The organism is Sulfurospirillum multivorans DSM 12446, from assembly GCF_000568815.1.
Classification (GTDB): Bacteria; Campylobacterota; Campylobacteria; order Campylobacterales; family Sulfurospirillaceae; genus Sulfurospirillum; species Sulfurospirillum multivorans.
In genome coordinates this window covers 1,961,396-1,976,142 of the sequence record NZ_CP007201.1, presented here as the reverse complement: position 1 = coordinate 1,976,142, position 14,747 = coordinate 1,961,396, and the positions used below count along the sequence as shown (strand labels likewise).

Here is a 14,747-nt window from a genome sequence, read left to right as displayed (position 1 = left end):
TTTGGCTCAGCAAACATCTATTTAGATGTTAGATAGAAAATTCTATCTAACATCTTCTCATTTAATTTTTAACCTTTATGAGAAGGGAAAGGGGGACAGTTTCCACCTTTTACCTCCCTTAATTTTTAATTATTTTCATTTCAAGCCACTCTTTTTTCATCCACCCTTAGAAATCTGTTGGTATCGTAAATCTCTTTGTTTTTAAACAATGAAAATGCAATGACTACCATTTTACGCATCACCGCTATTTGAGCCACTGTGCTGTGTTTACCTTTTTCTTTAAGCCTATTATAGATCATTTGCATATGAGGGTTGTGATTGATAGCGATGAGGGTTGGCATAAAGAGGGTACTTCGAACAAGGCATGAGCCTTGTTTTGATATGCGTGATTTTCGTTTCAGTGAACTACCTGAGCTTACCTCAATAGGGTCAAGCCCGCACAATGCCACAATTTCTTTTGATGAAGCATCCCCATAGCGCATAAACAAATCAAACAGCACTAAGCCTGAAATGTTTCCAATGCCTTTGAGTGAAGTCATTGCAGAAAAACGCTCCTCGTAGGCTTTGTTTGCTTTGATGAGTTCAAGCATCGTAGCTATGATTTCTTTCTCTTCGGCTTTAAGTGCTTTAATCTTAACATGCAGCTTTCTAATGATAAAAAGCTCATCCTCTCTGTGCAGTGCTGCTTCGAGTTGATTGGTTTTCACCACACGCTCTTTCATCACTGTTTTATAGTAGCGCAGATAATTTTGTAGGGTTTCTAACTTAGCGTCATAATGGGGAATAGCAATCTCTTCGCTTGGTGCAATCTTATGTAGTTGATAGAGCATCCTCGCATCTACCACATCACTCTTATTGCGATTCTTAATCGTTTTTGCAAACGCAGCACTTTGAGAAGGTTTGATGATGTAACACGCAATGGCATGTTGGGCACAAAAGCGTTTCACTAAAGTGCTATAACTTCCTGTAGGCTCGTAAATCCAAACAACCTCCACTGATTTACCATAGCGTTTTTTCACTTTGGCGTGAAGTTGCTTTACCCCTTTGAGACTATTTTCAATCTCAACATCTTCATTAAACGTTCCTAGATGCACTTGTAAACTTGCCTTGGAAATATCAATTCCGATATACTCACGCATAAGAACCTCCTTGAAATAAAGAAGAGTTCGTTAGTGTCGGCATCGTACCGACATGATCGTCGAACCTAAACTCTGACTCGTACAATACGGTCTGCTTTATGCGACCTTGTTTCCACTCGAGCTTTTGGGTTCGACTGCTTAACTGTCCCTCAGATTCACTTTTCATGGTCTTGGCTAATTCCAACATATCATTGAACTCTTTGTATAATACTATCCAAAAGCTCTTTTTGAGTGGATTTTGAATGATACGAGGCTACTTTTTCTTTTTTTATCTTTACATGTAAAGTGTTTTCTCTTTAGAAATGGCATTAATTTTTTGTATAAATTGTATATTATTCATGCAACATATCTATAAACTCTTCAAAATTATTGGCTATTTTTGATATAGCCATTTTAGGATTTTCTTGTTCATCTTTTATGTAGAGGTCGTGATACATAAATACTACTTCTGGTTCAGATGAAGTCGGGTCTTTGCGGTAATCAAAGCATATATAATCGCCAGCACCTGTACATCCAATAGCAATAATATGTTTGGATATATATTCATCTGGTTGGCTCCTCTCTATCGCAGCGCTTGGTCCTAATGAGTTTTGAAATAATGCTAAACTTTCTTCGTCGTAGACTTCAATTTTTTGATATCCGAAACCAAAAAATGAAACGCCACATAGTCCTTCTCCCCCATCAATATCTACAAAACTAGCATAGGAATTTAAAGGTGTAAGTGCATTATGCTGTGATAAAAGCTCAATATAAGAATTAGGAAATATGACATCCATACTTTTCGCAAAATCAATAATAACTTTAGAATCAATTTTTCCATAATCTCTATAAACTGCTATATCTTTCATATTTATTTTCCTTTACTTAAACTTGCTTCACCAATATGTGTAACTTCTTTATGAATATCATAAGGCACCAACTGCATGTTATTTGGTGCTGATTGGGCATTGTGATGCCAAGTATAACCAAAAATTCTGTCACTACCTGATTGGATATCATAAAGCTGTTGAGCTGTAAACTGATTTGCATTCACCTTGCCACTATTAATCGCATCTTTTAAATCTAAAGTCGCTTGTTTCATTTCAGCTGTTCGTCTAGCAGCATCAGTCATCATTTCATATCCCTCAGGCTTTGTGATGGTTGTGATATATTTTGCCACATCATCAAATATCGCTAACCCTGTTGAATCATATGGTATATTTGCTTTTGATAGTTCTCCAGTTGTAGGATCAATATAATCAACTTTAACCGCTTTATTACCATAGGCGTCTGTAACGACTTCTACCCCTTTATCCAAATTTGAATTTACTCGTTGTAATGGGTCATTGACAACTGTTGTTGATGTAACATTTTCCTTGCCGTAAACGTCTTCAAGCGTGTTTCTTATCTCTTTTGCATCGTAAAAAATAGGGGTCGGAGCTAAAAAATAGGGGTCGGAGCTAAACTTTTAACTTTTGACTCAGCAAACATCTATTTAGATGTTAGATAGAAAATTCTATCTAACATATTCTCATTTAATTTTTAACCTTTACATGTAAAGATATTTATCTCCAAAAATTACACTTTTTTATAGAAACTACCAAAAAGTTAAAAGTTTAGCACCCCTAAAAAAATGTTCAATGAAAAAGAGCTGTAAAACCTTTTTAAACGATCAACATTGCATCGCCATAAGAGAAGAAACGGTACTTCTCTTTGACAGCTTCTTCGTAGAGTTCAAGCGTTTTTTCGATGCCTATAAATGAGGCGACTAGCATGATCAGCGTTGATTTAGGAAGATGAAAGTTGGTTAGGAGGTGGTTGACGCGAAGTGGGGGATTTTGTGGGTGTAAGAAGAGATCGCATTTGCCCATGGGCTCTTTCGTTCTGGCAAAATACTCTACCGTTCGAGTGACCGTTGTTCCCACGGCTAAGATGTTTTTTGGGCTTTCAATGCGTTTACATGTAAGAGAGGGAATGGCGTAAATCTCAGAGTGCATGACATGATCGTGAATGTGTTCGGCTTCGACGGGTTTAAACGTTCCAGCACCCACATGTAAGGTTAAAAAGTGGGTTTCGTAACGCTTTTTTAATGCTTCAAACATTGCATCGGTAAAGTGCAAGGAAGCCGTTGGTGCAGCCACGGCACCTTGCTCTTTGGCAAACACCGTTTGGTAATCCACACTGTCTTCGTCTGTGTCTTCACGTTTGATGTAGGGTGGGAGTGGAATGTGTCCAATTTTTTCTAAAACATCAAAAAGCGCTTGGGTGTGCAGAGCTTTTTCTGCTTGAAAAAAGGCAACGACGCGCGTGCCATCTTCTTTGAGTTCTCTAATCTCTGCTTCCATTTTTTCATCAAAAAAGAGCTTTGTTCCAACTTTTACACGACCTTTGATGTATACCGAATAAAGATTGTCTTGCAAAGGTGCATTGAGAAGGACTTCGACCTCTCCGCCACTCTGCTTTTTGCCAAAAACACGTGCTTTAATGACTTTGGTGTCATTGAGTAGGACGGCAATGTCTGAGGGTAAAAAGTCAAAGAGATGTTTAAAAAGTGTGTGCGTGATGCGTCCGTTGTGGCGATCAAACACCAAAAGCCTCGCCTCATCTCTGGGTTCAACCGGATGTGTGGCGATCAGCTCTGGTGGAAGCGTGTAGTCGTAGGTCGATTTTAAAAGCGGGTCTATGGTCTATTCCTCACTCTTTGTTTCAGGCTCTTCTTCTGTGTCATCATTTTCAGGTGGAATGTACGGATTAACTGTTTTTGCAACAAAGATGGAAATTCCATAAAGAATTAACAGTGGTCCTGCCATTAAAAACTGTGATAAAACATCAGGAGGTGTTAAAATACCTGCAAGTACAAAGATAATCACAACGGCATAACGGAAAAACTCTTTTAATCCTTTGTCGTCTACCAGTCCAAGTTTTGCAAAGAAAAAGATGACAACAGGCATTTCAAACGAGAGACCAAAACCGACTAAGAATTTGGTAAAAAATCCTACGTATTCGCCAATGCTAGGAAGTGCAGTAAACAGAGCACTACCAAAGCCGATTAAAAAGCCAAAGGCGAGTGGTACAACAATGTAGTAACAAAAAGAGGCTCCTATGGCAAACATTATCGTTGCGGCAAGCACAAAAGGTATGACTAACTTTTTCTCATTGTCATAAAGTCCTGGGGCAACAAAAAGCCAAAATTGCCAAAAAATAACAGGCAAAGAGAGAACAAATCCTGCAAAGAAAGCGACTTTCATTGCGGTGAAAAAAGGTTCTTGAACGCCGGTAAAAATGACATTGCTTCCCTCTGGGAGTACGGCTTTAAGCGGGGCTATCATCCATGCAAGAATAGGTTGCCAAAATGCAAAGCAGATAAGAAACATGACAAGGATAACGAGCAGTGAAATAGAGAGTCTTTTACGAAGTTCTGCTAAATGGGGCTTTAACTCATCAAACATTATACATTTTCCTCTTTTTTTGTCTCTTTGGGTGTTTCGATCACTTGAACGGGGATCGGTTCAGGTACTACAGGTGACGGTGTCTCAAGAGCAGCACTCTCTTTGATACTGCTTTCGAGCTCTTTTAAGGAGTCATTAACCCCTTGGGTTGTTTTTTTGATCTCTTCAAGTTCATCAAACGTAATGACTTTACGTACACTACTCGCTGCTTCATCAAGTTTTTTCTTATACGTAAGCGCTTCATCTTTAAGCTCTTGAATTTTCATCTCTTGCTCAAAACTGCTTTTGACATCATTGATGCTGTTCTTAAAGGATTTGAAAAATTTTGCACCTTTGACCATAGCGTCGGGAAGCTTCTCTGGTCCTAAAAATATAATAGCAATAATTGCGATAAGAAGGATTTCTCCTATTCCCATACCAAACATGAAAGGCACCGCCTTGAAGTTAAATTGAAGTTGGATTTTATCTGAATTTTGATCAAAAGAGTATAAATGTCACGAACGTGGGATATAATAGAGTCAAATAGTAGTGACAAGCTTTGCCCAAAAACTCCCCAACAGAGGTAAGAGAATGCACATTCGTATCAGTCCGTTACGTATTGTTCTTATTTATGCACTTTTCGCGACACTGTGGATTCTCTTTTCTGATCGTTTGGTCGAGTCTTTGATCGATAATGTTGCTTATCTAACGCTTATTCAGACTTACAAAGGGCTTTTTTTTATTATTGTCACTTCATTGCTGCTTTACGGGCTGATTCGTGCGACAGTGACGGAGTTGGAGATGATGCAAAAAAAGCTTCAAGTGCATGAAGAGCGTTTGGAATATGTGATTCAAGGAGCCAATCTTGGGTATTGGGATTGGGACTACGTGCATCAACACCATATTGTCAACGACCAATGGCTCTCTTTTTTAGGATTAAAACGCGAAGATATTGAGGATGATGTTACCGATTGGGAGGAGCGCATTCATCCTGAAGATCGTATGCTGACCCATAAAGCGGTTGAAAATACCATAAAGCACCATCAACCTTATGTGGTAGAGTTTCGTATGCGTCACAAGGATGGGCATTGGGTTTGGATCGAGGGGTCTGGTGCTGTGGTGGAACGCAATGCAAAAACAGGTGCACCGCTTCGCCTTGCAGGAACCCATCGTGACATCAGTGATCGTAAAAATGCCCAAAGAGACATGCTTTTTCTAGCCCATAACGATACGCTAACCAAACTTCCCAATCGTGTATACCTTAGGCAAGAACTCGAACAGCGCTTAATGGAAGAGTCGTCGTTGTGCTTTTTGTTTTTAGACTTGGATCGTTTCAAAACCATTAACGATATGTATGGACACACGATAGGCGATAAAGTGATTCAAGTAGTAGCCGAACGGTTAAAATCAGTGTTGAATCCTTCTGATTTTATTGCCTGCGTCGGTGGTGATGAGTTTGTCATCTTAAGCAATGAAGCTTTACATGTAGAGGCATTGTGCCAAAAACTCATCAAAGGGTTGGATGCGCCCATTGCCATTTCCGATGAGCAGTTTAAGCTTAGTGTGAGCATCGGTGTTGCGTGTTGTCCCCATGATGGGAAAAGTTTTGAAGCACTCTTTAAAAATGCCGATACAGCCATGTATGAAGCTAAAACTCACCCCACGAAAAACTATCTTTTTTATATGTCATCGATGACGGAGCACCTTTTAACGATCTCAAAATTTGACAACGATCTCAAACATGCCATTGAAAACGATGAATTTATCCTGCATTATCAACCGCAGATCAATCTTCATAGCAATGCCATTATTGGCATGGAGGCGCTTGTTCGGTGGCAACACCCTGTGAAGGGCTTACTCTCTCCTTACAATTTCATTGCAAGGGCGGAAGAGACCAGACTTATTATCCCCCTTGGATTGTTTATTTTCAAAAAAGCGTTGGAGCAGGCGAAACGATGGCAAGACGAGAATTTTTTCAATGGCATCATCGCGATTAATATCTCCAATGTTCAGATTGAAGAAGAAGATTTTATCGAGCAGATCGAGGCGATACGCCAAAAAATAGAAGTGAGTGCGCTCAGCATTGAACTTGAAGTCACGGAGAGCAGTTTTATGAACAACCCGATGCAATCTTCCAAAACATTGCAAAAACTTGAAAATTTGGGCTATAAAATCTCGATTGATGATTTTGGAACTGGCTATTCGTCTCTCAGTTATCTCAAACAATTACCCCTGCATAAACTCAAAATTGACCGCTCTTTTATACGCGATTTACCGCGTGATAGAGACGATCAAGCAATCTCAAAAGCGATCATTGCGCTTGGTAAAACCTTGGAGCTGGAAGTTTTGGCCGAAGGTGTGGAGACTGAGGAGCAAAAAGCGTTTTTAATCGATAATGGATGCGACAGCATGCAAGGGTTCCTGTTTGCAAAACCCATGAGCGCGGAAGCGTTGGAGAGCTTTTTGCATCAAAACTAACTTTTAGCTCCTTTTTTGTACAATAATCTCATTTTAATTACATCACATAGGGCGATAATCCATGGAAAATTTAGACGCAGTGTTAAAAAAACATAAGTTAACCAAAGACGAATATGAAAATATTTTGAACATTTTAGGACGTGAGCCTAATATGCTAGAGATCGGTATCTTCTCATCCATGTGGAGTGAGCACTGCTCGTATAAATCCAGTAAAAAATATCTGAATGGTTTTCCAACGAAGGCTCCTTGGGTTATTCAAGGACCGGGTGAAAATGCGGGTGTTATCGATGTAGGCGATGGCATGGCGGCAGTCTTTAAGATGGAATCTCACAACCACCCAAGCTTCATCGAGCCTTACCAAGGTGCAGCAACGGGTGTTGGCGGCATTTTAAGAGATGTTTTCACGATGGGTGCGCGTCCTGTGGCCAATATGAACTCTCTTCGTTTTGGCAATGTGACGAATAATGACGACACATCGCATCATCAACGCTACCTCGTACGTGGTGTTGTTGCAGGTATCGGCGGATACGGTAACTGTATGGGTGTTCCTACCATCGGTGGCGAGACGTTCTTTGATGAGAGTTACAATGGCAATATCTTGGTTAACGCATTTACACTAGGTCTTGCAAAAAGTGATGAGATTTTTTACGGAAAAGCTGAAGGTCTTGGTAACCCAGTTGTTTATGTTGGTTCAAAAACAGGTCGTGATGGGCTTGGTGGCGCGGTTATGGCAAGCGATAGCTTTACTGAAGCCAACAAAAGCCTACGCCCAACCGTTCAAGTAGGCGATCCATTTGCTGAAAAACTTCTTCTAGAAGCGTGTTTAGAACTCTTTAAAACAGACTACATCGTGGGTATTCAAGATATGGGTGCTGCGGGATTGACTTCAAGTTCATTCGAGATGGCAGGACGAAGTGGAAGCGGTATGATCATGCACTTGGACAAAGTTCCAGCACGCGAAGAGGGCATGCAACCCTTTGAATTTATGCTCTCAGAATCTCAAGAGCGAATGCTCATTTGTGCGAAAAAAGGGTATGAAGACAAAGTTGTTGACATCTTTAGAAAATGGGATCTCAACGCTGAAATCATCGGTGAAGTAACGGCGACTGGAAACATGGAGCTTTTCTGGCATGGTGAAAAAGTTGCCGATATGCCAGTACAACCTGTCAGCGAGCAAGCGCCAATTTATGACAGACCAACCAAAGAGCCAGCGTATCTTGCAACGATTAAAAACACAACGATCAATGACTTTGCAAAAGTAGACAACCAAAAAGCGTTTGATACGCTTTTAAATTCCGTCGAAGTCAGTGATAAATCATGGATTTTTGATCAATACGATTCAACGGTACAAACCAATACGATCAAAGCACCAGGTAGTTTGGATGCGAGTGTGATTCGCATCAAGGAAAATGGTAAAGCACTTTCGATGAGCAGTGACTGTAACCCACGTTATAACTACATCGACCCTAAAATGGGTGCTGCTGCTGCGGTGGCTGAGAGTGGAAGAAATGTTGCGATGAGTGGCGCACGTCCTTTAGCCATTACCGATTGTTTGAACTACGGAAACCCTGAAAACCCTGAAGTTATGTGGCAGTTTGCACAAGGCTGTTATGGCATCAAAGAGGCATGCGCGAAGTTGAACACGCCTGTTGTCAGTGGTAACGTATCGCTTTATAACGAAACGAATGGCGTGGGTGTTTTCCCAACCCCTGCAATCGTAATGGTGGGCTTGAATGATGATGCGACGAAAACACTTCCTTCAAGTTTCCAAAAAGAGGGCGCTTCGATTTATCTCATCGGTGAGACCAAAAGTGATTTTGGTGGAAGCTTGTACATGAAAGAGCTTTTTGGCAAAGTTGAAGGCACTCTTTCGGAGCTTGATTATGACAAAGAGTTGAAACTGTGGGAATTGGTCATCGAAGCCAATAAAAAAGGTTATTTAAACGCAGCCAAAGATGTCAATGTGGGTGGTATCGCTATTGCTCTGGCTAAAATGGTCGCTAAAAGTGGAAAAGGCGTTACATGTAAACTACCATGTAACGATTCCAAAGACATTTTTGCAGAGAGTTTCTCTCGCGCACTTGTCGAAGTCAACGATGAAGCAGGCTTTGAAGCAATGGCTAAAACCATTGGTTTGAATGTTACAAAAATCGGAACTATCGGAGGAAGTAGCTTTACATGTAATGATATTTCAAAAAGTGTTGAAGCAATTTCTGAGCGGTATTTTAACCGTTTCCAAGAAGTGATCGAGCAAGACATTTAACAATCTTCAAGAGGTGCGAAAACACCTCTTTTCTATCCGAAAAATTATCCCAAATTTTTTTACATGTAAGAAAGCTTCTTTAAAAGGAAATTTGCAATGAAATATAAATGTCCTTGTTGTGGTTATTATACTTTTGGTGAAAAGCCTAATGGTAGTTATGTTATCTGCCCAGTATGTTTTTGGGAGGATGATTTTATGCAACTAGAAGATTCTACTTATGGTGCTGGAGCTAATGAATTTAGTTTACTAAGAGCACAAAGAAATTTCAAATTATTTGGAGCATCTGAAAAAGAAATGGTTATACATGTTAGACGACCCAAGGAAGATGAAATGCAAGGGATTGATTAGTTTTTAAAAAGTTTGAAAATAAAGTGGTTTTATGATTAAAACCACTTTTTACATGTAAATCCTAAAACGTCCCATACGCCACGAAAAAGGCGATATTCATACATTGAGGTTGTGCCGCGCCTTTTTTGGAGGGGCAGCGTTTCATATAGGTGTTGATGACTTTGCCATCTTTGTTGGTCAGCATCGGATAGTTAAAGTTCATATAATCCAAAACATTTTTGCCATTAGAGTGGTGGATAAATTCAACCGTTCCATCGGGCTCGACTTTCGTGACAATTCCCACGTGAGTAATATTTTCAGCGACCTGAACTGCAGGTTGTTTGACGGCTACTTTTTCTTTACCTTTTCCCTTAGTTTTTGTTTTTACCGCAGGTTTGCGCTCAGTGTTTTCAAAAAAGACGAGGTCGCCAAGGTTGGGAAGGCGTGTTTCGTATGCGTTGCCTTTTTTAGACATAAGGTTGAACATGGCGCGTGATTTTCTGGCATTGTCGAAACTTTGGCTGAGCTCTTTGTCGTTGAAAAAAGGCGTTCCTGTTTTGTAGTTGACAAGACTCACAAAGCCTGAGCAGTCGCCTCCGTCACGTTTGCCCAAATACAACAGGGCATTTTGCACGATGGCTTCACGCGTAGAGAGTTCAGGCACGGGACGCAAGTCAAAACCTTCACGGTCTTGTTTTAAGAAAAAATCATTAGAAGGTTTTTCACCAAGGTAGATTTTCTCTTCCGTTGGAGTAGGAATCTCAGCCATAGGAAGCGCGGGTGTCTCAATGCGTGCTTGTTGCGCACATCCTGCGAGTAGAAGCGCTACAGCACCCAATGCGATCCAGCGTCTCATTTGATGCTCCCATACGCGCTAAAATAAGCAGGCGCTAAACATTTATGCCCTTCATCTTTGGGGCATTTTTCCATGTAGGAGTTGACGACTTTTGTGTCGTTCATCGTGACCGTTGGATAGTTAAGATTCATTTGGCTAATCAAATTTTTTCCTTTGGTATGGTGAATAAAATGGACGGTTTCATCAGAGTCAATTTTCGTGATGATACCGATGTGGGTGATATTATCGACACTTTTTTTCGCCTTGGCATACTTCTTAATCGTATTGGCAAAAAAGATCAGGTCTCCCTCTTTGGGTTTCTCGTGGTAGAGGCGCTTTTGATCTTCTAAAAGATTGTAGATCGCAAGCGAACGTCTTGCATCTTCAAAATAATCATTGAGCTCTGCTGCGCTAAAGAAGGGCTGCGTGCTCTCTTTATTGACTAAGCTTACAAAGCCTGAACAGTCGCCACCGTTGGGTTTGCCTTGGTATTTAAGCGCTGTTTTGATGATCTCTTGGCGTTTGGGTGTGTCGTCTTTAACCTGTGGAAGTTCAGGAGCGTTTTGTGTTAACTCTTTTTGAGCACAACCGCTCAGTAAAAATGCGCAGGCACACAGTGCCAATAGATACAGTCTCATTCAAATCCTCATCATAGTTCTTTTATTATAGTAACGATTTTTTCCTAAAAACTTGGAATACATTTTATATGTTTAGGCTATCCATCGCTTTTTGCATTCGCTTTAAAATTTCTTCTAAAACACTTTTTGGAGTTCCAAAGTTGAGACGTACAAAATTTTTATCACCAAAGGGTTCTCCATCGCTTAGCCCAACACCGTGTTGCACGAAAAATGCGTACGGACTCTTTACATGTAAAGCCGATGCGTCGATCCATGCGAGAAAGGTTGCTTCTTGACCCAAGAGTTTTAGCTGAGGATTGCGCGCGACAAACTCTTGAACCATTTTGAGGTTTTCAGCTAAATAAACACGAAGTTCAGCCAGCCATGCATCGCCTTCAAGGTAAGCGGCTTTAAGCACGGTAATACCCAAAATATTAATACCACCGACCATACTTCCCATCGTCTTTTGAAAACGTTTGCGAAGCTCAGCATTGGGGATGATGGCAAAAGAGGCTTGAAGACCTGCAATGTTAAACGTTTTACTCGGCGCCATCAGCGTAATGCTCTTTTGAGCAAGCGCTTCGCTTAAGGATGCTATGGGGATATGTTTCGCCTCTGAACTCAAAAGCAGATCGGCATGAATCTCATCCGAACAGATGGTAAGGTCGTGTTTTAAACAAAAAGCGCCAAGTCTCTCCAACTCTTTACATGTAAAAACCGTTCCTGCTGGATTGTAAGGATTGCAGAGCATAAAGAGTTTACATGTAGGCGTTATCGCTCTCTCCATCGCCTCGTAATCAAGCACCCAGCGGTTGTTTTCCTCTTTCATTGCAATGGCTAAAACCTCTTTTCCTGCATGTTTAGGTGCTTTGATAAAATGGGGATAAATGGGTGTTGTGGTCATCACACTTTGTCCCTCCACCGCCATGCACGCGACATTCATACTGCTGACAACCCCATGGGTAAACAAAATCCACTCTTTTTTGATCTCCCAGTTGTAATGACGTTTCAAAAAGGCAATGATCGCATCGTAGGTTTCATCATCAATGCCGGTATAACCAAAAACACCCTCAGCGACTCTTTTTTGAAGGGCTTCGATAACGCACGGAGGCGATTTGAAATCCATATCGGCAACCCATGCAGGGATGATGTCTTGGTCTTTGTATTTGTCCCATTTCTCGCAAGGTGTTTTAGTCCTATCTACGATTTCATCGAAATTAAACATTCAAATTGTCCTTATTTTTAGTGTAATGATTGTAGCATATTTGCCAAAATTTCGTTTTACATGTAAAGGTGAAAAAATGACCTATATCATTATTGCAGTCGTTATTGTAGTGTTTTATTTGTTAACAAAAAACTATCAAACTGAAGCGTATCAGCACATCAATGTTGATGTAAAACAGACCCTTAAAGGCGATTTGGCTGAGCATGAGGCTGGGCTTTTGGTTTCATTGATGGCAAAAGTCGCGAAAGCGGATGGCAGGGTTTGCGAACTGGAAGCGGAGCTTTTAAAGCATACGTTTAGTGATATCGCTCGTGTGTTTGAAAACAGTGAAAGCATTCGTGAAGCGCTTAAAGTAATCTATGAAAAAGAGATGCAAAGCTTTGATAACACGCTTATAGTTTCTCAAAAATACCTCAAACTCACCCAAAATGACTATACCAAACGTCTCAAAGTGATGGAGTATCTGCTCAATCTTGCCTTCATCGACAACAGTTTTTCGCAAGCGGAGCTGATGATCACCGAAGATATCGCGGGTGCACTCATGATCAAACGCGCTGATTTTGAAAAACTTATCGCTGCGTTTGAGCAATTTTACGCCAATAAAGCCTCCAAAGCGCAGATGGGAATAAAAAATGCCTATGACGTTTTAGGCGCAGATCCAAGCGAAGATATGGAGAGCATTAAGAAAAAGTACCGCGCTTTGGTCAAAGAGTACCATCCTGATATTTTGATGGGGCAGGGGAAAGATCAAAGCATCATTGATGCTGCAACGACGAAGCTTCAGGAAATTAATGAAGCGTATGAGATGATAAAAAAGGAAAAAAATTAGATGCTAACAACCCCTTTTGAGAAGCACACCTTAAGTATGTCGGTATTAATGACACCCGATAAAGCCAATTTTTCGGGCAATGTGCACGGAGGAGACCTGTTAAAGCTTCTCGATCAAGTGGCTTACGCCTGTGCTGCACGTTATTGTGGAGGGTACGTTGTGACGATGTCGGTGGATCAGGTCATTTTCAAACAGGCGATTCCTGTGGGGAGGCTGGTGACATTTTTAGCCAGTGTGAATTTTACGGGCAAAACATCGATGGAAGTGGGCATTAAAGTTATTGCGGAGAACATCCAAAAAGGGATTGCAACGCATACGAACAGTTGTTTTTTCACAATGGTCGCAGTGGATGAGAACGGACGTCCCAAACCTGTTCCTGCGTTAGTGCCAGAAACCGATGTGGAAAAGAGACGTTACCATGATGGCAAACGTCGTCGCGACATCAGACTTCATGGCTACAATGAGATTACACCCCAAAATTAGGGGTGATCTCTAGAGTTCGGAGGCGATAAGCTCTTCTAACTCTTGTTTCCCAAATTTGACCAGGGGCTTGCCATTAACAAAAAACTCTGGGGTTGCTTTGACGCCTAGGGTTTTGGTGTCTTCTATATCTTGTTTGATCAGCGCGTCAATCTCAGGTTTTTTCATATCATCTTTTAATTTCTCGATGTCAATTCCCACTTCGGGTAAAAATCCCCAAATCAGTCCAATATTGGGCGTGCCGTGGCTTGCCCATTTGTCTTGGTATTTGTAAATGACTTCGAGCGCTTCAAGGTATTTGCCTTGCAAACGTGCCGCTTCGATCATCGCAACGACGTAGTAAGAGTCGGTATGAAAAGGCGCGTAACGCAATACGAGTTTGAGTTTGTCAGGATTTTGTTTGAGAATGTTTTTGACAAACGGGTAAAAACTTTTACATGTACCGCACGCGGGGTCAAAAAACTCGACAATTGTGGTTTTGGCATTGGGATTGCCAAGAACATAAGCGTGAGGTCTCACAAGAGCCGAGGTTTTTTCATTGGAAACCGAATGGTCAGCATTTTTATAAACGTAGCTTCCTCCAACAAAAAGAAGCACAAGAACAAAGAGCGAAGCGATAATAAGGGTCTGTTTTTTCATGGTTAAGAAGCCTTTCGTTTGATGAAAATTAAGATAACAAAAATAAGTGCAAATGCGACCAGTGAGAGAAATTGAATTGTGATAAATCCAAACCAGTTGATATAATCACTCGTGCATGAAACCCCTTGAGAACACGGAGCGAGCGTTTCTGGAATGATGCCAAAGTAGAGCAAGTTTTGGTAAATGGCAAAGAAAAGTCCTAGAAGGACGAGTGGCATAGCGTATTTAAATACATTTTTATCGTTACTGAAAAGTGCGACGAGAAAAATAATTGCTAATGGGTACATGCAAATGCGTTGATACCAACACATCACACAGGGGGGGAACATCATGACTTCACTGAAAAAGAGGCTTCCAAGTGTTGCAACCATCGAAACGATCCATGCAAAAAAAAGCAGTATAAAAAGCATGTTTGACGACTTTTGTGTTTGATTCATTAAAACTCCAAAATTTTGACTATTGTATTTAATACGTCCTAAAAGGAACGTATTGTAAAATAAAAACATCA

16 protein-coding genes are annotated in these 14,747 nt (G+C 40.8%); 5 read left to right on the top strand and 11 right to left on the bottom strand.

Annotated features, from left to right (window positions below; all coding sequences use genetic code 11):
• Positions 1 to 140 precede the first annotated feature (140 nt).
• The 6 genes from SMUL_RS10315 to tatB form a co-directional block, all read right to left on the bottom strand.
• Positions 141 to 1,139, bottom strand: a complete 999-nt coding sequence (locus SMUL_RS10315; RefSeq protein ID WP_025345177.1) for an IS110 family RNA-guided transposase — start codon at positions 1,137 to 1,139, stop codon at positions 141 to 143.
• Between the two features lie 332 nt (positions 1,140 to 1,471).
• The gene (locus SMUL_RS10305; protein ID WP_025345175.1) at positions 1,472 to 1,987 is read right to left on the bottom strand and encodes an SMI1/KNR4 family protein; all 516 of its coding nucleotides are present in this window, start codon (positions 1,985 to 1,987) and stop codon (positions 1,472 to 1,474) included.
• A gap of 2 nt (positions 1,988 to 1,989) precedes the next feature.
• On the bottom strand, positions 1,990 to 2,436 hold the full coding sequence (locus SMUL_RS10300; protein WP_025345174.1) for an HNH endonuclease: 447 nt from the start codon (positions 2,434 to 2,436) through the stop codon (positions 1,990 to 1,992).
• 346 nt (positions 2,437 to 2,782) lie between these two features.
• Positions 2,783 to 3,802 carry a tRNA preQ1(34) S-adenosylmethionine ribosyltransferase-isomerase QueA gene (gene queA / locus SMUL_RS10295; RefSeq protein ID WP_025345173.1) on the bottom strand — a complete coding sequence of 340 codons (1,020 nt, stop codon included), beginning with the start codon at positions 3,800 to 3,802 and terminating at the stop codon, positions 2,783 to 2,785.
• A gap of 3 nt (positions 3,803 to 3,805) precedes the next feature.
• Positions 3,806 to 4,567 (bottom strand): twin-arginine translocase subunit TatC, encoded by a 762-nt coding sequence (gene tatC / locus SMUL_RS10290; RefSeq protein ID WP_025345172.1) that lies wholly within the window; start codon positions 4,565 to 4,567, stop codon positions 3,806 to 3,808.
• Entirely contained in the window at positions 4,567 to 4,992 is a 426-nt protein-coding gene (gene tatB / locus SMUL_RS10285) for a Sec-independent protein translocase protein TatB (RefSeq protein WP_025345171.1), read from the bottom strand. Before tatB ends, tatC begins: the two co-directional genes overlap by 1 nt.
• A 145-nt stretch (positions 4,993 to 5,137) precedes the next feature.
• Here tatB and SMUL_RS10280 point away from each other — a divergent pair, with 145 nt between their 5' ends.
• From SMUL_RS10280 to SMUL_RS10270, 3 genes are all read left to right on the top strand, one after another.
• The gene (locus SMUL_RS10280) at positions 5,138 to 7,024 is read left to right on the top strand and encodes a putative bifunctional diguanylate cyclase/phosphodiesterase (protein WP_025345170.1); all 1,887 of its coding nucleotides are present in this window, start codon (positions 5,138 to 5,140) and stop codon (positions 7,022 to 7,024) included.
• A gap of 61 nt (positions 7,025 to 7,085) precedes the next feature.
• Positions 7,086 to 9,287 (top strand): phosphoribosylformylglycinamidine synthase subunit PurL, encoded by a 2,202-nt coding sequence (purL, locus tag SMUL_RS10275; protein WP_025345169.1) that lies wholly within the window; start codon positions 7,086 to 7,088, stop codon positions 9,285 to 9,287.
• Positions 9,288 to 9,383: 96 nt separating this feature from the next.
• Positions 9,384 to 9,635 (top strand): CPCC family cysteine-rich protein, encoded by a 252-nt coding sequence (locus tag SMUL_RS10270; protein WP_025345168.1) that lies wholly within the window; start codon positions 9,384 to 9,386, stop codon positions 9,633 to 9,635.
• A 61-nt stretch (positions 9,636 to 9,696) separates the two neighbouring features.
• On the opposite strand, the gene SMUL_RS10265 is transcribed toward SMUL_RS10270, so the two are convergent.
• From SMUL_RS10265 to SMUL_RS10255, 3 genes are all read right to left on the bottom strand, one after another.
• Positions 9,697 to 10,470: an NlpC/P60 family protein gene (locus SMUL_RS10265; protein ID WP_025345167.1), complete on the bottom strand. Its 774-nt coding sequence runs from the start codon at positions 10,468 to 10,470 to the stop codon at positions 9,697 to 9,699.
• Positions 10,467 to 11,087, bottom strand: a complete 621-nt coding sequence (locus SMUL_RS10260; protein ID WP_025345166.1) for an NlpC/P60 family protein — start codon at positions 11,085 to 11,087, stop codon at positions 10,467 to 10,469. The genes SMUL_RS10265 and SMUL_RS10260 overlap by 4 nt, the downstream gene beginning before the upstream one ends.
• 64 nt (positions 11,088 to 11,151) lie before the next feature.
• Entirely contained in the window at positions 11,152 to 12,291 is a 1,140-nt protein-coding gene (locus SMUL_RS10255; RefSeq protein WP_025345165.1) for a MalY/PatB family protein, read from the bottom strand.
• 76 nt (positions 12,292 to 12,367) lie between these two features.
• On the opposite strand from SMUL_RS10255, the gene SMUL_RS10250 reads away from it, so the two are divergent.
• Complete coding sequence (locus SMUL_RS10250) at positions 12,368 to 13,120, top strand: DnaJ domain-containing protein (RefSeq protein WP_025345164.1); 753 nt, start codon at positions 12,368 to 12,370, stop codon at positions 13,118 to 13,120.
• A complete protein-coding gene (locus tag SMUL_RS10245; RefSeq protein WP_025345163.1) occupies positions 13,121 to 13,603 on the top strand; it encodes an acyl-CoA thioesterase in 483 nt (160 codons plus the stop codon).
• Between the two features lie 9 nt (positions 13,604 to 13,612).
• On the opposite strand, the gene SMUL_RS10240 is transcribed toward SMUL_RS10245, so the two are convergent.
• Complete coding sequence (locus SMUL_RS10240; protein WP_025345162.1) at positions 13,613 to 14,239, bottom strand: DsbA family protein; 627 nt, start codon at positions 14,237 to 14,239, stop codon at positions 13,613 to 13,615.
• A gap of 2 nt (positions 14,240 to 14,241) precedes the next feature.
• Positions 14,242 to 14,676 (bottom strand): disulfide oxidoreductase, encoded by a 435-nt coding sequence (locus SMUL_RS10235; RefSeq protein WP_025345161.1) that lies wholly within the window; start codon positions 14,674 to 14,676, stop codon positions 14,242 to 14,244.
• Positions 14,677 to 14,747: the final 71 nt, after the last annotated feature.

Coding starts and splice junctions, on each gene's coding strand:
- SMUL_RS10255 (WP_025345165.1), bottom strand. CDS start 12,291: ATGTTTAATTTCGATGAAATCGTAGATAGGACTAAAACACCTTGCGAG.
- SMUL_RS10245 (WP_025345163.1), top strand. CDS start 13,121: ATGCTAACAACCCCTTTTGAGAAGCACACCTTAAGTATGTCGGTATTA.
- SMUL_RS10315 (WP_025345177.1), bottom strand. CDS start 1,139: ATGCGTGAGTATATCGGAATTGATATTTCCAAGGCAAGTTTACAAGTG.
- SMUL_RS10265 (WP_025345167.1), bottom strand. CDS start 10,470: ATGAGACGCTGGATCGCATTGGGTGCTGTAGCGCTTCTACTCGCAGGA.
- SMUL_RS10260 (WP_025345166.1), bottom strand. CDS start 11,087: ATGAGACTGTATCTATTGGCACTGTGTGCCTGCGCATTTTTACTGAGC.
- SMUL_RS10270 (WP_025345168.1), top strand. CDS start 9,384: ATGAAATATAAATGTCCTTGTTGTGGTTATTATACTTTTGGTGAAAAG.
- SMUL_RS10235 (WP_025345161.1), bottom strand. CDS start 14,676: ATGAATCAAACACAAAAGTCGTCAAACATGCTTTTTATACTGCTTTTT.
- tatB (WP_025345171.1), bottom strand. CDS start 4,992: ATGTTTGGTATGGGAATAGGAGAAATCCTTCTTATCGCAATTATTGCT.
- SMUL_RS10280 (WP_025345170.1), top strand. CDS start 5,138: ATGCACATTCGTATCAGTCCGTTACGTATTGTTCTTATTTATGCACTT.
- SMUL_RS10305 (WP_025345175.1), bottom strand. CDS start 1,987: ATGAAAGATATAGCAGTTTATAGAGATTATGGAAAAATTGATTCTAAA.
- purL (WP_025345169.1), top strand. CDS start 7,086: ATGGAAAATTTAGACGCAGTGTTAAAAAAACATAAGTTAACCAAAGAC.
- tatC (WP_025345172.1), bottom strand. CDS start 4,567: ATGTTTGATGAGTTAAAGCCCCATTTAGCAGAACTTCGTAAAAGACTC.
- SMUL_RS10250 (WP_025345164.1), top strand. CDS start 12,368: ATGACCTATATCATTATTGCAGTCGTTATTGTAGTGTTTTATTTGTTA.
- SMUL_RS10240 (WP_025345162.1), bottom strand. CDS start 14,239: ATGAAAAAACAGACCCTTATTATCGCTTCGCTCTTTGTTCTTGTGCTT.